This is a genomic window from Priestia sp. TGN 0903 (assembly GCF_050846855.1).
Lineage (GTDB): Bacteria > Bacillota > Bacilli > Bacillales > Bacillaceae_H > Priestia > Priestia zanthoxyli.
The window spans coordinates 1-21,334 of sequence record NZ_JBOZGL010000009.1 but is presented as its reverse complement, the minus strand read 5'-3'; the positions used below and the strand labels follow the sequence as shown (position 1 = coordinate 21,334).

Annotated in this window: 25 protein-coding genes; 16 read left to right on the top strand and 9 right to left on the bottom strand. The window is 37.6% G+C overall.

Annotated elements, in window-relative coordinates; genetic code table 11:
• Positions 1–12 precede the first annotated feature (12 nt).
• Positions 13–1,194 carry a competence protein CoiA gene (locus ACRPLY_RS23095; protein ID WP_047751649.1) on the top strand — a complete coding sequence of 394 codons (1,182 nt, stop codon included), beginning with the start codon at positions 13–15 and terminating at the stop codon, positions 1,192–1,194.
• Between the two features lie 163 nt (positions 1,195–1,357).
• Positions 1,358–3,175, top strand: coding sequence for an oligoendopeptidase F (pepF, locus tag ACRPLY_RS23090; protein WP_325077678.1), 1,818 nt, complete (start codon positions 1,358–1,360; stop codon positions 3,173–3,175).
• A gap of 505 nt (positions 3,176–3,680) precedes the next feature.
• On the opposite strand, the gene ACRPLY_RS23085 is transcribed toward pepF, so the two are convergent.
• The 4 genes from ACRPLY_RS23085 to ACRPLY_RS23070 all read right to left on the bottom strand — a co-directional run bounded on the left by ACRPLY_RS23085 (position 3,681) and on the right by ACRPLY_RS23070 (position 6,540).
• On the bottom strand, positions 3,681–4,532 hold the full coding sequence (locus ACRPLY_RS23085; protein ID WP_028412354.1) for a ClpXP adapter SpxH family protein: 852 nt from the start codon (positions 4,530–4,532) through the stop codon (positions 3,681–3,683).
• Positions 4,533–4,558: 26 nt separating this feature from the next.
• Positions 4,559–4,969 (bottom strand): globin-like protein, encoded by a 411-nt coding sequence (locus tag ACRPLY_RS23080; protein ID WP_013055433.1) that lies wholly within the window; start codon positions 4,967–4,969, stop codon positions 4,559–4,561.
• Between the two features lie 286 nt (positions 4,970–5,255).
• Entirely contained in the window at positions 5,256–5,945 is a 690-nt protein-coding gene (locus ACRPLY_RS23075) for a lytic transglycosylase domain-containing protein (RefSeq protein WP_098113535.1), read from the bottom strand.
• Between the two features lie 4 nt (positions 5,946–5,949).
• Entirely contained in the window at positions 5,950–6,540 is a 591-nt protein-coding gene (locus tag ACRPLY_RS23070; protein WP_098625762.1) for a CYTH domain-containing protein, read from the bottom strand.
• A 216-nt stretch (positions 6,541–6,756) separates the two neighbouring features.
• Here ACRPLY_RS23070 and ACRPLY_RS23065 point away from each other — a divergent pair, with 216 nt between their 5' ends.
• The 4 genes from ACRPLY_RS23065 (at position 6,757) to ACRPLY_RS23050 (ending at position 9,573) form a co-directional block, all read left to right on the top strand.
• Entirely contained in the window at positions 6,757–7,143 is a 387-nt protein-coding gene (locus tag ACRPLY_RS23065; RefSeq protein ID WP_014461567.1) for a hypothetical protein, read from the top strand.
• Positions 7,144–7,170: 27 nt separating this feature from the next.
• Positions 7,171–7,806 (top strand): GTP pyrophosphokinase, encoded by a 636-nt coding sequence (locus tag ACRPLY_RS23060; protein ID WP_014461566.1) that lies wholly within the window; start codon positions 7,171–7,173, stop codon positions 7,804–7,806.
• 61 nt (positions 7,807–7,867) lie between these two features.
• Entirely contained in the window at positions 7,868–8,665 is a 798-nt protein-coding gene (locus ACRPLY_RS23055) for an NAD kinase (RefSeq protein WP_025749877.1), read from the top strand.
• A 14-nt stretch (positions 8,666–8,679) separates the two neighbouring features.
• The gene (locus tag ACRPLY_RS23050) at positions 8,680–9,573 is read left to right on the top strand and encodes an RluA family pseudouridine synthase (protein WP_028412351.1); all 894 of its coding nucleotides are present in this window, start codon (positions 8,680–8,682) and stop codon (positions 9,571–9,573) included.
• Positions 9,574–9,606: 33 nt separating this feature from the next.
• On the opposite strand, the gene prpE is transcribed toward ACRPLY_RS23050, so the two are convergent.
• Positions 9,607–10,347: a bis(5'-nucleosyl)-tetraphosphatase PrpE gene (gene prpE, locus ACRPLY_RS23045; RefSeq protein WP_033578054.1), complete on the bottom strand. Its 741-nt coding sequence runs from the start codon at positions 10,345–10,347 to the stop codon at positions 9,607–9,609.
• Positions 10,348–10,524: 177 nt separating this feature from the next.
• On the opposite strand from prpE, the gene mgtE reads away from it, so the two are divergent.
• The 5 genes from mgtE (at position 10,525) to ACRPLY_RS23020 (ending at position 15,364) form a co-directional block, all read left to right on the top strand.
• Entirely contained in the window at positions 10,525–11,901 is a 1,377-nt protein-coding gene (mgtE, locus tag ACRPLY_RS23040) for a magnesium transporter (protein WP_014461563.1), read from the top strand.
• Positions 11,902–12,059: 158 nt separating this feature from the next.
• Positions 12,060–13,919: a monovalent cation:proton antiporter family protein gene (locus ACRPLY_RS23035; protein ID WP_033578055.1), complete on the top strand. Its 1,860-nt coding sequence runs from the start codon at positions 12,060–12,062 to the stop codon at positions 13,917–13,919.
• A gap of 170 nt (positions 13,920–14,089) precedes the next feature.
• Positions 14,090–14,224 carry a hypothetical protein gene (locus ACRPLY_RS23030; protein WP_255219837.1) on the top strand — a complete coding sequence of 45 codons (135 nt, stop codon included), beginning with the start codon at positions 14,090–14,092 and terminating at the stop codon, positions 14,222–14,224.
• Between the two features lie 214 nt (positions 14,225–14,438).
• Positions 14,439–14,951 (top strand): CotO family spore coat protein, encoded by a 513-nt coding sequence (locus tag ACRPLY_RS23025; RefSeq protein WP_034267633.1) that lies wholly within the window; start codon positions 14,439–14,441, stop codon positions 14,949–14,951.
• A 77-nt stretch (positions 14,952–15,028) separates the two neighbouring features.
• A complete protein-coding gene (locus ACRPLY_RS23020; RefSeq protein WP_034267630.1) occupies positions 15,029–15,364 on the top strand; it encodes a DUF1360 domain-containing protein in 336 nt (111 codons plus the stop codon).
• A 47-nt stretch (positions 15,365–15,411) separates the two neighbouring features.
• Here the strand turns inward: ACRPLY_RS23020 and ACRPLY_RS23015 are convergent, their stop codons facing one another.
• Both ACRPLY_RS23015 and ACRPLY_RS23010 read right to left on the bottom strand, forming a co-directional pair.
• Positions 15,412–16,245 (bottom strand): hypothetical protein, encoded by an 834-nt coding sequence (locus ACRPLY_RS23015; RefSeq protein ID WP_034267627.1) that lies wholly within the window; start codon positions 16,243–16,245, stop codon positions 15,412–15,414.
• 139 nt (positions 16,246–16,384) lie between these two features.
• Positions 16,385–17,122, bottom strand: coding sequence for a hypothetical protein (locus ACRPLY_RS23010; RefSeq protein WP_028412344.1), 738 nt, complete (start codon positions 17,120–17,122; stop codon positions 16,385–16,387).
• 261 nt (positions 17,123–17,383) lie between these two features.
• Here ACRPLY_RS23010 and ACRPLY_RS23005 point away from each other — a divergent pair, with 261 nt between their 5' ends.
• From ACRPLY_RS23005 to ACRPLY_RS22985, 5 genes are all read left to right on the top strand, one after another.
• The gene (locus ACRPLY_RS23005) at positions 17,384–17,770 is read left to right on the top strand and encodes a hypothetical protein (protein ID WP_028412343.1); all 387 of its coding nucleotides are present in this window, start codon (positions 17,384–17,386) and stop codon (positions 17,768–17,770) included.
• A 67-nt stretch (positions 17,771–17,837) separates the two neighbouring features.
• Positions 17,838–18,014 carry a hypothetical protein gene (locus tag ACRPLY_RS23000; protein ID WP_167387307.1) on the top strand — a complete coding sequence of 59 codons (177 nt, stop codon included), beginning with the start codon at positions 17,838–17,840 and terminating at the stop codon, positions 18,012–18,014.
• A gap of 61 nt (positions 18,015–18,075) precedes the next feature.
• A complete protein-coding gene (locus tag ACRPLY_RS22995) occupies positions 18,076–18,255 on the top strand; it encodes a hypothetical protein (protein WP_014461555.1) in 180 nt (59 codons plus the stop codon).
• Positions 18,256–18,342: 87 nt separating this feature from the next.
• Positions 18,343–18,465 (top strand): YjcZ family sporulation protein, encoded by a 123-nt coding sequence (locus ACRPLY_RS22990; RefSeq protein WP_013055448.1) that lies wholly within the window; start codon positions 18,343–18,345, stop codon positions 18,463–18,465.
• Between the two features lie 133 nt (positions 18,466–18,598).
• The gene (locus tag ACRPLY_RS22985) at positions 18,599–18,856 is read left to right on the top strand and encodes a stage VI sporulation protein F (protein WP_013055449.1); all 258 of its coding nucleotides are present in this window, start codon (positions 18,599–18,601) and stop codon (positions 18,854–18,856) included.
• 47 nt (positions 18,857–18,903) lie between these two features.
• Here ACRPLY_RS22985 and ACRPLY_RS22980 read toward each other — a convergent pair whose 3' ends face one another.
• The gene (locus ACRPLY_RS22980) at positions 18,904–19,692 is read right to left on the bottom strand and encodes a M48 family metallopeptidase (protein ID WP_028412342.1); all 789 of its coding nucleotides are present in this window, start codon (positions 19,690–19,692) and stop codon (positions 18,904–18,906) included.
• A 342-nt stretch (positions 19,693–20,034) separates the two neighbouring features.
• A complete protein-coding gene (locus tag ACRPLY_RS22975; RefSeq protein WP_432232131.1) occupies positions 20,035–21,261 on the bottom strand; it encodes an ATP-dependent helicase in 1,227 nt (408 codons plus the stop codon).
• Positions 21,262–21,334 lie beyond the last annotated feature (73 nt).

Here is a 21,334-nt window from a genome sequence, read left to right as displayed (position 1 = left end):
AGAAATGTACGATTGTTAGTTGCCCGAACAGAAGAAGGCCTCATTTCACTAGCTCAGCGCTTTTCGCTTGAACAGCTTAAGCTGTGGAAAAAAGAAAAGCAGTTCTACTGTCCCTCTTGTCAATCCCCTGTACAGTTAAAGGTAGGTACAAAAAAAATCCCTCATTTTGCTCACCTGAAAAAAACGTGCGTCGCTCAGCATGAAGGTGAAACAGATTATCATCTTGACGGAAAGCGAAAGCTGTTTCACTGGTTTAGTTCTCATCTTGAAGTCGAGTTAGAAAGTTACCTTCCTGACATTATGCAGCGTCCAGATCTTCTTATAGATACCCCTTCGCAAAAATATGCAATCGAATTTCAATGTGCGTCCTTATCTTCCTCAGTGCTAACCAAACGTTCTATTCATTATGAGAAAGGAAATTATATGCCTCTTTGGATTATGGGAGCAAAAAGAATGAAACGCTTATCCACTTATATGTATCAACTTTCTTTTCAAGAGTGGCAGTTTCTCACTCTTTCCGATTATACGCCCACACTTCTTTATTTTTCACCTTCTACTAATCAGCTGTTGAAACTTGAACATCTTATGCCTTTTTCATCTCAAATTTGTTATGCACAGCTTGTCGTGCTCTCTCCTCACGAGCATACCTTTCATGATCTTTTTTCTACACATACACAGCCTCAATTTTTCTCTTCATGGGTAAAGAAAAAGAAGGCATGGAGAACGCATTATATCCTCTATCCTAATCAGAAGCTTCAGCCTTTTTTACACGCTCTTTATGAAAACAATATTCCTCCTTCTCATATTCCAGCAGAAGCGGGCATGCCGCTGCCTTCTTTATACATGATTGAAACGTCTGCTACCATATGGCAAACGTGGCTGCTTCTTGATTTAATGCAGCAGAAGCAGGTAGGGGATTTAGTTACAGAAAAAGAGTTATGCAGGCTATGGCTCTACAGAATTCATCAGAGGCATATTGTGTTTCGGTCTTTGCCGATGGCCCCTGTTGTTGTGGAACAGCCCTTGTTTGAGTATATAGAGGTATTATGCCGGTTAGGGATACTAACGTCTATAACTTCTGGGTTATACAAAATAAGAAGACCTTATACGATTCCAAAGCAAACATCCGATGCTTTTTTAGAAGATGGACAGATGATGAAAAAGTGGTTAAATCAAGCAAAAGAAGTGACATAACCACTGAAAATCAGTACGCTTAAGAAAGAATCCTTTTTTCAAAAGCGTACTGACTTTTGATTAATTCTTTTAAAACAACATACAATAACCAAAGAAATAAAAAGGATTCGCCTTAGAAAAAGCGAACAGTTATAGACAGGTAGAAAAAGATGGAGGGATGACCATGAGTGAACAATCAAAAGTAAAAAAGTTACCAAGTAGAAGCGAGATAAAAGTAGAAGATACGTGGAAACTAGAAGATATTTTTGCTTCAGATGACGCATGGGAAAAAGAATTTGAAGAAGTAAAAGCTCTTATTCCAAAAATGGAAAAATTCAAAGGGAAACTTGGAGAGTCCGCTCAAACTTTATACGACGCTCTTCAAGAGCAAGACGAGCTCACAATGCGCGTTAGTAAACTTTATACATATGCTCATATGCGCTACGATCAAGATACCACTAATTCTTTTTATCAAGGGTTAAATGATCGCATCAAAACACTTTATACTCAAATTGCAAGTGCACTATCTTATGTAACACCAGAAATTTTGTCTATTGAAGAATCAAAAATTAAACAATACATGGCGGAACATAAAGAGCTAAAGTTATATGCTCATGCATTAGATGAAATTACTCGCGAGCGTCCGCACATTTTATCAGAAAGCGAAGAAGCGCTTCTCGCTCAGGCTTCTGAAGTATTAGGATCTTCAAGCAACACGTTTGGAATGTTAAACAACGCGGATTTAGAATTTCCTTCTATTAAAGACGAAAATGGAGAAGAAGTAGAAATTACGCACGGACGCTATATTCGTTTTTTAGAAAGCAGCGATCGCCGCGTACGAGAAGAAGCGTTTAAAGCGGTGTACGAAACGTACGGTAAATTTAAAAATACGTTTGCAAGTACATTAAGCGGCACGGTGAAGAAAGATAATTTTAGCGCCCGCGTTCGTCACTATAATTCAGCTCGTCACTCAGCTCTTAGCACAAATAATATCCCAGAAGAAGTATACGATAACTTAGTTAAAACAGTGAACGATAATTTGCATTTATTGCATCGATATATTGATTTACGTAAGAAAGTATTGGGAATTGAAGAGCTTCATATGTATGATCTCTATACGCCTTTAGTAAAAGACGTAAAAATGGAAGTAACGTATGAAGAAGCAAAAGATTATATTTTAAAAGGTCTGAAACCACTAGGTGAAGACTACCTTAATGTGTTAAAAGAAGGATTTGAAAATCGTTGGGTAGATGTTCATGAGAACAAAGGCAAGCGAAGCGGTGCTTATTCTTCAGGAACGTACGGCACCAATCCTTATATCTTAATGAACTGGCAGGATAATGTAAATAACTTGTTTACACTAGCCCATGAATTTGGCCATTCTGTACACAGTTATTACACAAGAAAAACGCAGCCATATCCTTACGGAGATTATTCAATCTTTGTGGCAGAAGTAGCTTCCACGTGTAATGAAGCGCTTCTAAACGATTATTTACTAAAAAAGATTGATGATGAAAAGCAGCGTTTGTACTTGCTTAACCATTATTTAGAAGGGTTCCGCGGTACGGTATTCCGTCAAACGATGTTTGCTGAATTTGAGCACGATGTGCACGTGCGTGCTCAAAACGGAGAGCCGCTTACACCTGAATTATTAACAAAATTATATTATGACTTAAATAAAAAATATTTTGGAGACAACTTAGTAATTGACGAAGAGATTGGGTTAGAATGGGCTCGTATTCCGCATTTCTACTACAATTACTACGTTTATCAATATGCTACAGGATTCAGTGCAGCAGCGGCATTAAGCAAGCAAATCCTTGAAGAAGGAGATGCAGCTGTTGAGCGCTATGTAGGTTTCTTAAAGTCAGGAAGCTCTGATTATCCAATTGAAGTGTTGAAAAAAGCAGGAGTGGACATGACAACATCTCAGCCTATCGAAGAAGCGCTAGCCGTATTTGAAGAGAAGTTAACGGAAATGGAACGTTTATTAAATCAATAAAATTAAAATGAAGCAGGAGCTGTATCCTGCTTCATTTTTTAAATCCCCGAAATTTGTTGTGATTGTTAAGCAATGTAAAAATAATAAGAATAGCTAAAAATAAGAGAGGGCCTGCGATAATGAGAGGAACAAGCTGCATAAGAGATAAAATATAGAATAAAAAAGAAAACAAAAGAATCACAACCCCTAGAGTAATTCCAGCAATTTTCATAGTTAACACCTCTATTAAAAGCATAATTGGTTGTACTATATGAGTGAATCTGGCTGTTTATGAAGTTTTTTTATAAAAAAGTGAATAAAATTGAAAAAAGGGGTTGCCAAAAGTCGACATAATTTGCTATAGTATTAATCGTGAAGTTTATCACAAAACAAACATATACCCCTTTGTTTGACCGTGAAAAATTTCTCCCATCCCCTTGTTGTCTTAAGACAAACGAAAAGACTTGGCGAAAGCCAAGTCTTTTTTGTGTAGTTGATGCTTAGGATAAGCATCAATATTTAATAATTAACAGCTCTTTTCAGTACTTCTCCAAAAGGTTCCATATTTGACAGGAACTCTTTCAACAACCTGCTGAAGCTGAAGTTTTTTCAATTCTTTTTCAGCCTCTTCTAATGATAAACCATACACAACTGCAACTTCTTTTGAAGCAACAAATTGAAAATAGCTTAAAAATGAACGAAGAGGCGGAAGACAAGCTGGATCTGGGTCAATTTCTAACATCTCTTTAATGATGTGTACATATGTTTCGTACGAATAGTATCCTGATATCTTAATGCCTTCTTCTTCAACTTTTTCGTTAAAGAACACAAGAGTTGGAATCTCATCGACATCCATTTCCGATGTGATTTTTAAATCACATTGAAAAGCCTTCGCAGCGTAATCTGAATGCAAATCTTTTACAAATTCATTAACATCTAGCCCCACATGTTTTGCACATTGTATTAAGACAGATTCTTCTGTAACATTTTGTTTTTCTAAAAATACTACTTCTTGAAGTCTTCTCAAAAAGCGAATGCCCTGTTTCTTTCCTTGCAGCCCGGCCGCTTTAATTGCAATTGATGCAGCGTAAGGAGTATCGATGGGGTTTTCAAGCCACAGGTTGCCGTCACATGACATGCCAGAGCGGCTTCCAGTTTTCTCCCACGATTTTGCAATATGTTCAAATCTCTGCTGTGCTCCAATATTTAATTGCTGCAAGTTTCCGCCAAGCACATGCTTGAGGGATAACAGCTGACCATATTCTATTTGTAACTTCTTTAGAATAGGCTCGAGTGCCCAGCACTCTGGACAAAGAGGGTCAACAAATACATAGATTTCAAGCGGTTTTTTATTTGAACCTTGACAAAGCTGATGCAAGGATGGGTATTGGCTGTTTAGATTACTCAATGTGAAAATCCTTTCTCATCTGTCTGTTCCGGTGAATTAATCATGTGTTGGGCAGTTAAAATAAGACGATGATAAAGTTCATCTCTCTCAGGGCCTTCTAAATTAATTTCGTCCATTGCTTCATGCATACACGTCAGCCAGGCTTTGGCTCTTGACGGTGTAATTTCAAAAGGAAGATGCCTAGCTCTCAGCATAGGGTGACCATGCTCTTCAGTGTATAGCGAAGGCCCTCCTAAATATTGTGTCAGAAATTGCTTTTGCTTTCGTGCTGTTTCTGTTAAATCATCAGGAAAAATTGGCGCGAGCTCAGGATGTTGTCCAACGCGTGTATAAAAAGCATCAACAAGTTTTGAAATCGTATGTTCACCGCCTAATAATTCGTAAGGGGAGTGGATTTTTTCTCTCATGTTGATAACTCCTTTGTTATAAGAAATATACGTCTTAACTCTTTGGTGTTTTTTACTTTCCTTAATTTTAGCAGTGTCATTTCGTTAACTCAAACTATCCGCTTACTTCTTCTACTGGAAAAGAGATAAAGTGGAATTTTACATAAGAAAAGTCTATGATGCTGTGGCGAATCACTTAGTATGAGAAACAAAGGAATCCTTTCACAAACGTTTCCTTCTATTTATATAGTGTAACCTCGACAAACTACAGTCATTCCATGGTCGAGTCGCGAATGATTGGACTCTTTTACACGAGATAAGAAGACATAATTTTATTTACATATTTTTGCGTTTCTTGAAAAGGAGGTACTCCGCCGTATTTATCGACATTACCTGGTCCAGCATTGTAGGCTGCCAACGCTAATTTCACGTTTCCGTCGTATTTATCTAACATTTGTCGAAGATATTTGGCTCCTCCAAATACATTTTGCTTGGAGTCATACGGATCTTCTACACCAAGAGCTTTAGCGGTTGCTGGCATTAGCTGCATAAGCCCAGCCGCTCCGACAGAACTTTTGGCAGAGGGATTAAAATTTGACTCTTGTTTAATAACAGAACGAATAAGTTTAGGATCCAGCTGGTAGCGTGCAGCTGCTTCATTAATTATCGTTTGTACATCCTGAGAACTGGCCTTTGCCGTTTCGTTTTTTTGTGCAGGTAAGGCAGCAGTTGAAGCGGCTGCCTTATCTGAAGAAGAAACAGATGGCTGGGATTGCGTTTGAACCGCTGTAGCTGGAAACATCTGCGCTGCCTGCAAGTAAAGGTTGGTACTCATTTGAGGCTCTTGATTGACGTAGTCTTGAAAAAGCTGAGCAAATACAGAGAGTAAAGTTGTACCAAGCATCACGTTAGCTGTTGGCAGCTGGTTGTTAACTGAAAATGGCTGAGTTCCAGGAAATTGAACGGAAGACATGTAATGGTTAATATTCATGCTCATGAATTTATTCTCCATCCATTAACGTATACTTTCGCTTGTAAAACCGTCGAATTTTGTTTTCCGTTGGTTTCTTTTTAATATCAAGCTCCGTAAGCAATTGCTCAAAATATTTTGCCCCTTCATTGGCATCGGTTACTTCGTATTCGAGTTCATAGTCCTCAGCACCTAGATAAAAGCTATGATCGAGTACAAGTAACCCGTTCTTATATGGAATTTCTGCTCGACTTGTACGCAAAGTGCCAAAATAAGTTAGCGAATGGCTATCGACTTGTAAATCAGTAATAAGCTGTTGAATCGTTGACGGAATCTTGGCGCTACCATCTAGCAATTCTTTAGCTTGTTCATTTGTTAATGCTTCATGTGTTTCTAAAAGGCCCTCTTGATGAGGCTGTTTTAGCGTGAGAACGGATTTATTTTTTTTGCTTCGAATTCGCAGGGCAGCTCCACAGTCTTTCAATGAGAAAGCAGGTGTATCAAAATAGTGGTTTTCTTGAGAAATAAACTGATTTTCAGTTAATTGAAAATGTGAGCGGAGACGATCAAACTCTTCTTTCGTTACTATATTTTTAAATTCAATTTCAATTTCTTGTTTCAATGAAATCATCCTTTTAATTTAGGTCTTTTGGTAAGGCACTTTCCATCTTAATTTATCACACTTTTTGAGACAGTAAAACTACATTTCCTAACAGGAATATCCATATGGGGAACTTGGAAAATGAAGAAATACGGATTGTTTAGGTTTTACCTTTATTAAACGTTCCTGGAATGTGTTAAAATAGTAACGAATTGTATAGTTGGAAGGAGTTTATTTATGCACAATCGAATTGACATCACTACCTGTGTGATGAAATCAAATGAATTACATTTAAAAGCAGACCCTATTGAGACGGAAATTGAACAATTGGAAGATACAAAACAAATGCTTGTTGACTCAGATAACATGTCATTTGTATATGTTGTAGATATTAATGATCAATTTATGTATGTTGGCCTTAGTGATAATATTTGGGCGAATTTAAAGCACGTCTTACATAAAGATATGAAAGTATTTTTAGAAATTAATAAGGAAGTAATTGAGCTATCAGCCGTTAAAGAAGAGCTGTCTTATCTCATCAGTAACATCGAAGGAAATGTGAATTATGGAGACGAGATGGTAGCAAGAGTAGAGGAAGTTTTTTTAGATAAAGAAAATAAGTAACAGAGAGAAAAAAGGGGGGTGTTATTAATGATCAGGCATTGGGATTTATTTTTAGCACCGTATAAACAAGCCGTTGAAGAACTTAAGGTGAAATTAAAAGGAATTCGTTCACAGTATGATATGAAGTCTACGCATTCACCTATTGAATTCGTGACGGGACGAGTAAAGCCTATCGCCAGTATTTTGGATAAAGCGACTCGAAAAGGAATTTCTCTCGATCGCTTAGAGGAAGAGATGCAGGACATTGCAGGACTCCGTATGATGTGTCAATTTACGGACGATATTAAAGCGGTCGTAGAGCTCCTTCGTCAGCGCACAGACTTTGAATTGATTGAAGAAAGAGATTATATTCTTCATAAAAAAGAAAGCGGCTATCGTTCATATCATGTGGTCGTATGTTATCCTGTTCAGACAATTAAAGGTGAAAAGAAAATTTTAGTGGAAATTCAAATTCGTACACTGGCTATGAATTTTTGGGCTACAATTGAGCATTCTTTAAATTATAAGTACAGCGGGAAATTTCCTGAGAATATCAAAAAGCGACTTCAGCGTGCTTCTGAAGCGGCTACTCAGCTCGATGAAGAAATGTCTCAAATACGAGGTGAGATTCAAGAAGCCCAGGCTATTTTCTCACGAAAAAAAGAATCGGCGGAAGAATCTTAGGTATGACTCAGCAACAGCTTTGTACACTGGATGGATAGGGGGAGAGAATTAGGTGGAGAAAATAAAATTTGCTATTACATCAAAAGGCAACCAAATATCAAATACGCTTATGCAAAAAATGAAAACGTATTTATTAGATTTTCATTTAGAATATGATGAAAACCAGCCTGATATTGTAGTGTCAGTAGGGGGGGATGGAACGCTTCTCTACGCGTTTCACCGCTATCGAAACCGACTTGACAAGACGGCTTTTATTGGGGTTCATACCGGTCATTTAGGCTTTTACGCAGATTGGACACCTGATGAGATTGAGAAGCTGGTGATTGCTATTGCAAAGACACCCTATCAGACTGTAGAGTATCCACTGCTCGAAGTGATTATCCGCTATACGAACGGTGGACGCGAAGCTCGATATTTAGCTCTGAATGAATGTACGGTGAAAAGTGTAGAAGGCTCTTTAGTAATGGATGTGGAAATTAAAGGGCAGCGATTTGAGACATTCCGAGGAGACGGCCTTTGCGTATCCACTCCCTCAGGAAGTACAGCTTATAACAAATCCCTTGGAGGCGCGATTTTACATCCTTCGCTTCAAGCTATTCAAATTGCTGAAATGGCTTCTATTAACAATCGAGTGTTCCGTACGATAGGTTCTCCATTGGTTCTTCCTGGACATCATACAGCGCTGTTAAAGCCTGTTAACGACGCAGACTTTCAAATTACCATTGATCATTTAACTCTTTTACATAAAGATGTAAAGTCGATTCAATTTCGGGTAGCAAGCGAAAAAATTCGATTTGCTCGCTTTCGCGCGTTTCCTTTCTGGCAGCGTGTCAGAGACTCTTTTGTATGTGATGATTAAAGGCAGGGAAGAGAATGAAACAAGTTTTTACGTTGAGTTGGACCGTAGATCATTCTTTCGAGGGTGTAGCGGTTCGTGAATTTTTAAAAGAACATGATATTTCCAAAGCTTCGCTGACGGACATTAAGTTCAGAGGAGGAGCGATTGAAGTAAATGGAAAGCATGCAACGGTTCGATATATTCTGCAAAAAGGTGACGAAATCAAGGTGGCGTTTCCACCAGAAAAAGCAAGTGAAAGTCTTCTTCCTAAAGCTATACCTTTGGATATTGTATACGAAGATGAGTATATATTAGTTTTGAATAAGCAGCCAAACATGCCAAGTATACCTTCTCGAGAACATCTAACGTGGTCACTAAGTAATGCTGTGCTCTATTATTATGAGAAAAATAACATTAACTCGACTGTTCATCTTGTGAACAGGTTAGACCGAGACACATCTGGGCTGCTTATTGTGGCTAAGCATAGGCACGTTCATTACTTATTCTCTAAAGCACAAAAAGAACATGAAATTAAACGCGTGTACCGAGCTTTTGTTCATGGTAAGCTTGTTGGCAAGGAAACGATAGAGGCACCGATTGGCCGAAAAGAGTCAAGTATCATCGAACGGGAAGTAAGAGAAGATGGGCAGTTTGCTATTACACACTATACGGCGCTTCGTCCGTATTCTTCTTTTACAGAAGTTGCTCTTTCGCTTGAGACGGGGAGAACTCACCAAATTCGTGTTCATATGGCTTATAAAGGATATCCACTGCTTGGAGATACCCTATATGGCGGAACGAATCATCTTATTTCTCGTCAAGCTCTCCACAGCTATGAGCTCACTTTTTTTCATCCTTTTTTACAAAAAACGTTGTCTTTTACAGCACCTTTGCCGCCAGATATGCAGAAACTTCAAATCGTAAGATAAAAGTCGCTTTTTAAATGAAAAGCGACTTTCTTTTTACACGAAGTGATTAAATTTTTCCTCTACATAAGGCATAGATGAAGGCACCGATATAATATTCCCTTCAGGATACTGAAACGCCGTTAAAGCCCCCCCAAAAACTGCGCCCGTATCAATATTAATGGTATTATGAATTTTTCTGGCTTTTACTACGGGTGTATGCCCATACACGATAAAAGGTTTTCCGTTATAATGTTGGGCCCAATCCCGTCGGACAGGCATACCGTTTAGATGTTTTTCACCCGTAATGTCTCCGTATAGCACAAAGGTTTTAACTTTTTTATCTGTTCTGCCGATGTATTCAGCTTTAAGGCCGGCGTGAGCAATAATTAATTGATTTTGATCAAGCTGCACATATAGAGGTGATTGCTCATAAAGCTCAATAAACTTTTTTTTAATGAATTTCTGTTCTCTTGAAGGCAAGGCTTCGTACTCAGCAACTGTCGTTTCTAACCCATGAGTAATTTCCACTTTGTTACCGCAAAAGAAGCGATATAGCTTATTACAGTGATTGCCTGGACAGTAGTAAGCTTGCTGATGCTTGATTACAAGTGACCATACGAGCTCAATCACTTTTAGTGAATGAGGTCCTCGGTCTGTTAAATCACCTACAAATCCAAGGCGCCGTCCGTCAGAGTGGATAGGAATCCCGTCTTGCCACTCATACCCAAGTTTTTCTGTTAACGCTTTTAATTCATCATAACATCCATGGATATCGCCTATTATATCTACTTTCATCTTTTATCCACATCCTTAAAAGGTTTTTCCTTTGACGATATAAAATTACCCTTATATGGAGCAAACTATGTGTAGAACTTATATATTATTGGGAAAAGAGTAAAGAGCTATGAGTTGAAAAAAAACAAAATTCATCATAAAGTTAAATGAGTTTTGTGCGACAGGGAGGTTGAAGACATGACAGATTCAATTGAAAAAGAAGAAAAAGCATGGTTCGCCGAACATTTATTATCACTTCTAGAAAAAAATGAAATCGATGCATTTCGTGAAGAATTTTTACATATGCATACGTATGACCAAGCTCAATTTTTTGAAGAATTAGATGAGCCTTCTAGGTTTGCGCTGTACGAGATGTTATCTCCGGAAGAAATGGCGGATATCTTTGAAAATGTAGAGATACGAGAAGAAGATTATCAAGAAATTCTCTCAGAAATGCATCCCAATTTTGCAGCAGACATGCTGTCGGAAATGTCGGCGGATGATGCCGTTGACGTATTAAATGAATTGGATAAAGAACAAGTGGCGAGCTATTTAACGATTATGGATGAAGAAGCAGCCGATGAAATTAAAGAGCTGCTTCATTACGAGGAATATACCGCTGGAAGTATTATGACGACTGAGTTTGTGGCCATTCGTGAAAATCAAACCGTACATTCAGCTATGCACATTCTACGCAGGGAAGCTCCAGAAGCGGAAACGATTTATTATGTATTTGTTATTGATGAACAAAAGCATCTAGCAGGTGTTATTTCTCTTCGTGATTTAATTATAGCAGATGAAGATACGATGATAAGCGAAGTTATGAATGAACGAGTTGTATCCGTGTCAGTAGCAGAAGACCAAGAAGAAGTTGCGCGCATTATGCGCGATTACAACTTTCTTGCGCTTCCAGTTGTTGATTTTCAGCAGCATCTTCTAGGGATTATTACGGTTGATGATGTGATGGATGTTCTTGATGAAGAGGCATCGGATGACTATTCTAAATTAGCCGGTATTAGTGATGTAGATGATACGATTGACCACAATCCCTTAGTAGCGGCCAAAAAGAGGCTGCCTTGGCTGATCATTTTGCTGTTTTTAGGAATGATGACAGCGAGTTTAATTGGACGTTTTGAAGATACGTTGAATCAAGTAGCTATTTTAGCTGTATTTATACCTTTAATTGGCGGTATGGCTGGTAATACTGGAACACAGGCACTAGCCGTTGCGGTCCGCGGACTGGCGACGGGAGAAATCGAAGAAGAAAGCAAATTTAAGCTGTTAATCCGAGAAGCAGCTACCGGAATGATTACGGGCGCATCATGTGGACTTTTAGTTGTATTAATTGTTTATATTTGGCAGGGAGATCTGATTTTAGGCGCTTTGGTAGGCGTCTCTGTATTTTCAACATTGATTGTGGCTACACTAGCAGGAGCGTTTATCCCGCTTCTCATGCACAGATTCAAAATTGACCCTGCAGTCGCATCAGGACCATTTATTACAACGATCAATGATCTTATCAGTATTTTAATTTACTTCGGTCTAGCCACAACATTTATGAGTTATTTAAAATAATGAAGGGACTTTGGAATTCGACATGAGTAATCATGTCGGATTTTCATTATCAGTTCATATAGTTGACAGAGAACCTTCAAGCTTTTATGATTAACCTTTAATTTTGAATACTAACGTCTTCGTTTTATAAATAGCGAAGGTAAAAGGAGGGGAATCTAATGGAACAGCACGCGTCCTTTACATCACTTGTTATCGTCATTAGTTTGGCCTTTTTAACGCCTATACTGTTGCATCGGTTTAAACTCAACATTATACCTGTAGTCGTAGCTGAAATTATTATGGGATTAATTATAGGGAAAAGTGGTTTTGACCTTGTGGAGCAGGATATGTGGCTTGAAACACTTTCCACTTTAGGCTTTATCTTTTTGATGTTTTTAAGTGGTTTGGAAATTGATTTTTCTGCTTTTGCTGGAGGAAATTCAAAAGACAAAAAGGCATCAGGAGCGAAGGTGCCAAATGCTTTTTCCATTTCTATACTAGTGTTTGCAGCTATCTTTGCGGTTTCACTATTTTTGTCCTATGTTTTTGTATGGACCGGTTTTATTGATAATGCCTTTTTGATGACGCTTATTATTTCTACCATTTCACTAGGAGTAGTAGTGCCGACTTTAAAAGATGCACAGATTATGAAAAAGCCAATTGGACAAACCATTTTATTGATTGCGGTTATTGCGGACTTAGTCACGATGATTTTACTAGCCGTATTTGCTTCCGTCTATGATAAATCAGGAAATAGCAATACATGGTTGATTTTAATTTTATTTGGAGTAGGAGTGATTTTATACTTCATAGGGAAGCAGTTTAAAAACCGATCGTTTCTTGAGACAATGTCTAAAGGTACAATTCAAATCGACACGCGCGCCGTATTTGCACTCATTATCATTCTAGTGGGCCTTTCGGAGTCAATTGGTGTTGAAAACATTTTAGGCGCTTTTTTAGCGGGATCACTCGTTTCTCTTCTTGCGCCTAATAAAAACTTAGTTCATAAATTAGATTCGTTTGGCTACGGTTTTTTAATTCCTATCTTTTTTGTGATGGTAGGAGTGAAGCTTGACGTTTGGTCATTGTTCAGTGATAAAAAAGTGCTGATTTTAATGCCTTTATTATTCATTGCATTATTAATATCCAAGCTAGTTCCAGCGTTAATCTTAAGAAAATGGTATGACATGAAAACCGTTTTGGCATCGGGTTTTCTTTTAACATCGACTTTATCACTCGTTATTGCGGCAGCAACGGTTGGTGAAAATATTGGTGTGATTGATTCACAAATGTCCGGTGCGCTGATTTTGGTGGCGATTATTACATGTATTATTACACCTATTATCTTTAGAAAGCTGTTTCCAAAGCCAGAAATCAGTGATAGAAAGCTGAAGGTTAATATGCTTGGTGCAAATCAATTTACACTCCCGGTTATTCGAGAAATGGATCTTGATTTATATGATGTGACGATTTATCATCCTACTCAGGACAAAATTGAAAACCGTACGTCGGATTCCATTTTTAATATCGTCGACATCGATGGATATAGTAAGGAAACGTTAAGAAATATGGGGATTTTAGATGCGGATGTATTAGTTGTAACAACAGGGGAAGAAGAAAGAAATAGCGACATTGCTCTATTTGCAAAAGAGTATGGTACAGAACGGGTTATTGCCCGCGTAGAAAGTCCTGTCTTAGATGAAAAGATGAAAGAAAATAACATTGAAGTTTTTTCTGTGCTGTTATCTACAACGGCATTGCTAAAAGCTTTAATCGAATCGCCAAATATTTTAAATATCTTAACGAATCAAGAAACAGCACTTTATCAAATTAATATGCGTAACCCTAAATACGAGGGGGTAGAGCTTCGTAAGTTCCCGTTTACAGGAGATGTGATTTTTGTTCGAATCTTCAGAGGTAAAGATTCTATTGTACCTCATGGCGATACAGAGCTTGAATTTGATGATCGCTTGATTGTAACGGGGTCTCGTTCGTATGTGAATGAATTGCGTATGCTTCTTGAGTATAAAATTAGATAAAGGTATTTAGATGGATTTAGTTTTCTACCTGATTGAATGAGAGGAAGAGACTGAGACAAAAGTATTTTAGCTCAAGTGAAAAACGAACCACTGATCAACATGTTTGATTAGTGGTTCGTTTTTTTTGTTGTTTTGAAAATAAGTTTCATCTGTTTAGCTCTTTCTAGCAGTTGATTGGAGGGCAAGACGAAGACTCCTGCGGGAAAAGCGGAACAGATGAGACCCCGCAGGAGCGCAAGCGACGAGGAGGCTCATTGGCCGCCCGCGGAAAGCGAAGTCTTGCACGGAAATCAACGGCGGTGTAACAAGCGGGCAGCTCATGTATCCTATTTATGCGTCTTTAGATTGAATTAATTTAGTTATATCTCAACTTCTTTTGTGGTATTTTCCTAAATTATATAAAAAAGTATAGTGCTGCTTTTATTTCTAAAAAGGCTACTGCAAAAAAATAAACAAGTTTTTCCGTGTGCAAGCATACATTTTTAAAAGAACGATAACAAGCAATTGGAGGTATGCTTCATGACTAACTCAAAATCTAAGTCAGAAGAAAATGAGCCGCTAATGTACATTGTCCAGCCAAACGCTACGCAAAACCAGCGTTCTATGCAATATTATTTTAGTTCAAAACAGCAAGACAATAAAGGAATAGAGAAAGAGCATGTGTTAAAAGAAGAGCCCAGCTTTTCTTCCATTCAAGAAGTCAAAGAGCCTGACGTAGAAAAAGTGGAAGAGATTAAGAATGAAAAAAAGGAAGAGCGTTCAATTGTTCCCGTGGATATACCGCAATCAGAGAATAAAAAACCAAATAAAATGTTTCAGTCTATGACAATTAAAGAAAAAGTTGAATTTCTATGCAGCTTCCCGCCTCATATGTCTCAGCCTATTTGCGAAATTATATGTCAAAACCAAAAATATATAGGAACAATTTTAGAATTAAAAGAAGGAAGTTTATACGTAAGCGTTCCTCCTAATAAAGAGAAAACAGTATTGACATTTCATGATATTCAGACCATATCTATCATTAAAATTTAAGTAATTCTAAAAGCTAACAGTGAAGAAGCACGTTAGCTTTTATTTTCATAAGTTTGTGAATGCACGGAGGAATGAAGATGACATGGATTTATCTAACATTATTTGTCTTTGCGACGTTTCGACTTACTCGTCTAATTGTTTTTGATAAAATTACAGCGTTTATTCGTAAACCGTTTCATAAAATCGTAGAAGATCAAGATGAACAAGGAAATACAGTAACTTACCTAGAGATAAAAGGGAAGGGACTGCAAAAGTGGATTGGAGAGCTGCTCAGCTGTTATTGGTGTACGGGCATATGGTGTGCAGTAGGGATTTATTTTAGTTATGTGGCGGTCCCACATATTGCTATTCCTATCATTACAATCTTAGCTATTGCAGGATGTGCAGGAATTATAGAATCGTTTATGAAATAAATGGACGAGTTAAAAGACATATTGAACATCAATATGTCTTTTAATAATTAAGGGAAATTTAGCACAACTTTATTTAAAAAAGGGATACCCTCTTGCCACTCTTCGCTATAAAAAAAGCCTTCTAGAATAAATGAAGTTGTATCAGAGGACAGCGGAATGACTACTTGAAAAGAGTCAAATAGTAATTTGTCTTTTGGCTTTAATACGGTTTGCTTAATAGGTTTGATCCAATATTCACCGTCATTTTGAATTTTTTCGTTCCATTTTGGGTGAGCATAGCGCCATTCTAAAGAAGAAGAGGGGATACTGGAAACTTCAATGTCTTTTTCATCAATGATCTTCCCGCTTAATATAGCTGAAGCAGTGGGCTTCATTTTTAAGCAAAGCACCGGAGAGCGTAAAGTACTGCTCGTTTGATTTTGAATAATTACGTTGCCGAATATCGTAAGCTCGCTTTCATCTTGTTCTGGCAACAGTAAAGAATGTTGAAAGAAACAGAGGATATCACTCTTTTCAAACCTTTCCACAGGTTTTTCCACAATTTTTTCGATTACTTTTTCCACAATCTTTTCTTCAATAACAGGCTGTTTTCTCGAGGCTTTTTCTCGAAATGCTTCTGCAATAATTTTTTGTTCAGAAAGCTCGTTTCTTAGTAAATCCAGCTCTTTTTCTAATCCTTCAATTTCTACTTCTTTTTCAGATGTAGAAAGCGTCTCAGCGTGTTTTTTCTTCCAAAACGATGTATTTTCTTTTTCTCGTTCTAAAGCTCGTTCATAGCTTTTTAATTGGTTTTGTACGTGCCGAATTTCCGATTTATAGTGAATGAGCTTTTGTTTTAATTGAGTTAAATCATCTTTAGGGGAAGGGGAGTTACGACTCATCTAGTAGTCTCCTTTCCTGCTGAGCTATAAATTAATCTGGTCGTTAGAGCTGCCCATAGCAGTTTTATTTATATGTATGCAGAAAGCGCGTAAAGGATGAAAAAAGAGGAGAAATATTCTCCTCTGGCTTTTTATCTTGTTAATCAAATTCGTGATGGTCGAAGCCTGACTCTACATCGTCTCCATCAAAATCATCGTGATGTGGTCTTCCAGGGAAAATAGCATCACATTGAGGTGGATATTCAATAGGTGAGCAGCTGCTTGTAGAAATGATTTCAGGGCGAGGGTAGCAGAAGCTTCCTTCTACTTCAACTTTAACATCTTTTTCAATTTGAACACTTAGGCATAACATAAGATCAAAGCTTAATTGCTGTAAGTGACAATCTGATAATCTGAGAGAACCGTCAGTTCCTTCAAAAGATTCAAGGTGGACAACAGGTTCTGTTCCTTCCGGGGCGCATAAATAGAATGTTTGATGTATTTTCCAAGGAATAACGCTAGATTCAACCTCATCGTGTTTGTGATGTCCATTCAATTCAATTAACTTAACTCGGTAAAAGCCGCTAATTGATAATTTTACTTCATGAAGAACAACAACTTCTCCATCTGGTAACACAATTTTTTTAGGTCTGCGACCACCGTGCGGCACAAGCTCAATCACGTTATCAAGTGCGTCTTCATCTGAAGGATCTACAGGGTGACCTTCACTATCTGTTAAAACAATCTCCACTTCTACGTCATGGCCTAAATCTTTAAGTGCTTCTTCTTCAAATAATGAAGTGTCGTTCGTAAAGATTTGTGGTAAAACAACTTGACGTCTAACCCAGTCGTACACTTTAGGTACGCGGATACATAATGATTCAAAAAGTTCTGCCATTTTTAAACCTCCTAATTGTAATTGTCCTTCCTTTACGCTTTTTGTTACTAGGTATCGGACTACTATAGTGTATGAATGACCTGCTTTTATGTTCCTTAGTAAAAGCGGAATTTATCGGAATAAATCCTAGTTGGAGCGAGCATAAAAAATGAAGGAAATAATAAACTCAATTACAGCATATTCATGTTAATAAAAAGTGTTATTCATCTTTAACTGATTTTTTAGAAGCTGTGGGTTATTTATAATGGAGGAGTGAAGGGCATGAGCGAGGAAAAAACAAAACAATATATTGCTTCATTGAAGTCGGAGTTGGCTTTTTATAAAGAAGAATATCAAAAATTCAAGCACCAAGAATTTGAATATGAAGATATGAAGGAAGAGTTATTGGAATTACAGCAAAAGCATGAAGAAGAAAAAAAGAAGCTAGAGGAAAAAATAGATTGGCTTAAAGCATGCGTCAATGAACAAAAATCAAAAACCGAACAGTCTATTGTACAGTACAATCATCAAGCTCAAGGGACAATTCAAGAACTGCAAAATCGGCTGCGTGAAGTGACAGAGCAAAAGGGAGGAGAAAGACCGAGAGTGAGGAAACAAAAAAACAGCACGGATTTATTTTTGTCCCTGCAGCGCAAAATGGACAAATAAGATAGAACGTCTTTCTTTAGTCCTGAATATAATGTTATAGATAGGATGCTGTGAAAAGGAGGGAAACATGATGTATTATCATTATAATTATAATCCTAATCAATACCCTCAGCCCCTGCCTTATCATCCACAACCAATGACAAAACAATCGGTGAAGAAAGGGCATGCCATTCCTAAGCCAGTCCAGTACCCTTCTCCAAAACAAGGTGGTTGCGGCTGCGGTTCAAAGTTACCAAAGCGATAAGCAATAGAAGCATTGTCACTCGGACAATGCTTTTTTACATGGAGTGGAGAGAGGTGTAGAGATGCCAGATTTTTTCGATGAATTTGAACGGTTTTTTGAACAGCATATGATGGGAGAACATCGAAAGAGAATGAAAGAAGTAGAAAAAGCAGAAAATCAGATGGAACAGCAAGAGAGGAAACTGCAGCAAAATGTAAAAAGACTTGATGAGCAAGATGCTGAAGATCCGTTTGGACAATGAAATTTAATGTACACAGTTGAAAAGCCCATACAAAATCATATTATTGAACATACAGTATAGAGAGTAAAACAGAGGGGGTGTAATATTATGGGCTGCGGATTTGGCTACGGTGGTTGTGGTTACGGTGGTGGCTACGGCGGTGGTTTTGCGTTAATCGTTGTATTATTCATTCTATTAATTATTGTTGGTTGTGTTTGTTTTTACAATTAATCCCTTCTATGAATAAGGCACCGAAAAGTGCGGGTGAAGTTTCACTCGCACTTTATTTTTTTATTAAATGTAAAGGGCACCATCTAGGCACATGGTGCATACGATGAAGTATAAATAAAGGAGGTCATGCAAAATGGATAATAATATGTTTAAAAATATAGAAAAGAAAACAGGCGTTAATATGAAGGATATTTTTGAACTTGCGAATTCTGTACAAAATGCTAATTTTAAAGATGAGCAAACGGTGCGTAATATTGTGAAGCGAGTAGCACAAATTGCGAATAAGCCAATTTCAAAACAAAAAGAAGAACAAATTGTTAAGGCGATTGCAAACAATAATCAATCCATTGATTTTGCGACCATCGCTAAAATGCTAAATGAGAAAAAATAATTTAATATTTTTATATAAAGCCCTGAGGTGTCAGGGCTTTTTTCCATTTAGGCAATTTCATTTGTTTGAAATGCGTTAGAATCAAGATCAAACAGTTCGGGATGCTGTGCTAAGTAATTAATTTCTTTAATACGATGAGCGATAGGAGGGTGAGTTGAAGTAGCTTGATTCAACCACATAAAAAAACCTTTTTCCTGTGAGTGCGTATGAACAAATTCTTCCTGATTTACTTTTTTATTTAGACAATGACCAACCGCAAGTATAGTGAGTGCTTGAGTGGCAGCTTTTGCATCACCAATCGCAACGGAAGCTATGCGATCACATGTATATTCACAGGCCCTAGAGTAAGCTTTTCCTAAAAAAGGAACCCAAAGAGCAGGTAGAATAAGTGAGTGGTAGAGTGTGTGCTTACGTTTGATATGAACTAATTCGTGGGCAATGATAAAAGAAAGTTCTTTTTCTTGATTATCTTCAATCATTTCAACAATGTCGGAGTATAAAACGACAAAGTGACGTCCAAAAAAACGTGTAGCAAACGCGTTTAATAAGCCGCCTGATTGAACAATATAAATATCGGGCAGCTCTAAATCCAGCTCTGAAGATAAATGTTTTGCCTGATGATAAGTATGCGGGAACTGCTTCTCTGTCAATCTAACTCCATTATTGCGAATTTGAGCAATAGAGAAACCGTGTAGCATAAATGTAATGAAAAAACCGATTGCAATGTAGAGAATGCCGACGAGTGAAATAATTAAAAACAAATAGGTTAATAAGCTGATAACCATACACAAAATGAAAAAAATCTTTTCATTTTCATGAATAAGCTTTGCGTTCAATAATGGAACCTCCTAAAATATAGTAATGCAGTACATAACGTAGTGTAACGCATCTACTTATGAATATCTACCTCTTAGTGGAATGTTTGGTTAATAATAGAGGTTGAAACGTAACGAAATCAATCCAATCTAAAGAGGAGAAAATTGGATACATGAGCTCCTACGGGGTCTCATCCCTTCCGCTTTTCCCCAAAGAGCCCTCCAATCAACAGCTAGAAGCAACTAAATATATTAACTCTACATGTACATGACAATAAAAAGTACGAACGGTTAATCAATAATTTTGATTAACCGTTCGTACTTCAATTTGACTAAAATACTTTTGTCCCAGCCTTTTTTGCTTTATACTTTTTTTATAAAAGACTTCAGAAATCTCGAAGGATAAGCGGTTTTACCTCTTCTAGTTTGCGGAACAGATAAGTAAAGTGAATTCTGTGCACGCGTCATGGCTACATATAAAAGGCGGCGTTCTTCTTGAAGCGGCACATCATCTCCGCCTCGATAAGCTTCGAGTGCATAATCATGAGGCAATCCTCCGTCTACGCTGCTCAGTACGTATACATGCTTATATTCAAGACCCTTTGCTCGGTGAATGGTGGTTAGCTGAATACTTTCATTAAATTGCTTGCTTAAAGCTTTCATCTCTGTGTTCATGGCAATCATATGATCCACATGCTCTAACAGTTCAGGTACGGTTTTGAATTTACGTGCTACAACTTTTAAATCCCGCACGTCATCCGAACCTTTTTCCATCATATTTCCTTCATTTCCGCGTTTTTTGACAAAATCATCGAATCCCATATCCTTAGAAATCGTCTCAAGTGCCAAAGAAGGAGACATTGATTTTAGCGACTTGAATAAAGGAATTACTTTCTTGAGCTTTTTTTGCTGAAACGGTTTTAAATCTTGAAGATATTCAAGCGCATCAATAAATGTACCATCATGAAGAATACTTGCTGCTTTTAAGTCATTGACTGCTGTTTTCTTTAAAAAGAGTGCGTTCACTAAATCTTGTAGCGAACTTGCGTCATTTGGATTCACGCTCAAGCGTAGAAATGAAAGTAAACTTCGAACCATTCTTCTTTTATAAAACGAATCCGCATCTTGTTCGATTGAAAATGGCAGGTTTGACTGCGATAAACGTTCAAAGATGGCGCGTGAAGAAGCGTGAGTTCGGTACAAGACCGCGAAGTCAGTTGGAGAAGCTCCTTGCTTAATCTTTTCTTTCATATCCGTTACAATCATTGTTGCTTCTTCTTCTTCGTCGTATGGAAAGAAGAAGGTAGGTCTTAACTCATTATCAAACTGGGCAGCCATTTCTTTTTGTCGGCGCGCTGTATTTCGTGCAATTACTTTATTAGCGGAAGAAACGATGGCGTGAGCTGAACGATAATTTTGGTTTAACGTAATAACAGTTGTATGAGCAAAATCTTTTTCAAAGTTTAAGATGAACGAAGGGTCGCTTCCGCGGAAAGCGTAAATTGATTGATCATCATCTCCTACGACACACAAGTTTTTAGAGTCTTCACTTAGCATTTTCATAATTTTATATTGAACTTTATTGAATATGGATAGGTAAGAATTTGATGTTATCTCTTTCTTTTCCCCCCATTCACACCGTGCAAGCGACTTTCACCGCACA

Bases quoted from the DNA above. Each gene is read 5' to 3' on its own strand.
- pepF (WP_325077678.1), top strand. From the start codon at position 1,358: ATGAGTGAACAATCAAAAGTAAAAAAGTTACCAAGTAGAAGCGAGATA.
- ACRPLY_RS23080 (WP_013055433.1), bottom strand. From the start codon at position 4,969: ATGAGAGAAAAAATCCACTCCCCTTACGAATTATTAGGCGGTGAACAT.
- ACRPLY_RS23075 (WP_098113535.1), bottom strand. From the start codon at position 5,945: ATGAGCATGAATATTAACCATTACATGTCTTCCGTTCAATTTCCTGGA.
- ACRPLY_RS23065 (WP_014461567.1), top strand. From the start codon at position 6,757: ATGCACAATCGAATTGACATCACTACCTGTGTGATGAAATCAAATGAA.
- ACRPLY_RS23060 (WP_014461566.1), top strand. From the start codon at position 7,171: ATGATCAGGCATTGGGATTTATTTTTAGCACCGTATAAACAAGCCGTT.
- ACRPLY_RS23050 (WP_028412351.1), top strand. From the start codon at position 8,680: ATGAAACAAGTTTTTACGTTGAGTTGGACCGTAGATCATTCTTTCGAG.
- prpE (WP_033578054.1), bottom strand. From the start codon at position 10,347: ATGAAAGTAGATATAATAGGCGATATCCATGGATGTTATGATGAATTA.
- mgtE (WP_014461563.1), top strand. From the start codon at position 10,525: ATGACAGATTCAATTGAAAAAGAAGAAAAAGCATGGTTCGCCGAACAT.
- ACRPLY_RS23035 (WP_033578055.1), top strand. From the start codon at position 12,060: ATGGAACAGCACGCGTCCTTTACATCACTTGTTATCGTCATTAGTTTG.
- ACRPLY_RS23025 (WP_034267633.1), top strand. From the start codon at position 14,439: ATGACTAACTCAAAATCTAAGTCAGAAGAAAATGAGCCGCTAATGTAC.
- ACRPLY_RS23020 (WP_034267630.1), top strand. From the start codon at position 15,029: ATGACATGGATTTATCTAACATTATTTGTCTTTGCGACGTTTCGACTT.
- ACRPLY_RS23015 (WP_034267627.1), bottom strand. From the start codon at position 16,245: ATGAGTCGTAACTCCCCTTCCCCTAAAGATGATTTAACTCAATTAAAA.
- ACRPLY_RS23010 (WP_028412344.1), bottom strand. From the start codon at position 17,122: ATGGCAGAACTTTTTGAATCATTATGTATCCGCGTACCTAAAGTGTAC.
- ACRPLY_RS23005 (WP_028412343.1), top strand. From the start codon at position 17,384: ATGAGCGAGGAAAAAACAAAACAATATATTGCTTCATTGAAGTCGGAG.
- ACRPLY_RS23000 (WP_167387307.1), top strand. From the start codon at position 17,838: ATGATGTATTATCATTATAATTATAATCCTAATCAATACCCTCAGCCC.
- ACRPLY_RS22995 (WP_014461555.1), top strand. From the start codon at position 18,076: ATGCCAGATTTTTTCGATGAATTTGAACGGTTTTTTGAACAGCATATG.
- ACRPLY_RS22990 (WP_013055448.1), top strand. From the start codon at position 18,343: ATGGGCTGCGGATTTGGCTACGGTGGTTGTGGTTACGGTGGTGGCTAC.
- ACRPLY_RS22985 (WP_013055449.1), top strand. From the start codon at position 18,599: ATGGATAATAATATGTTTAAAAATATAGAAAAGAAAACAGGCGTTAAT.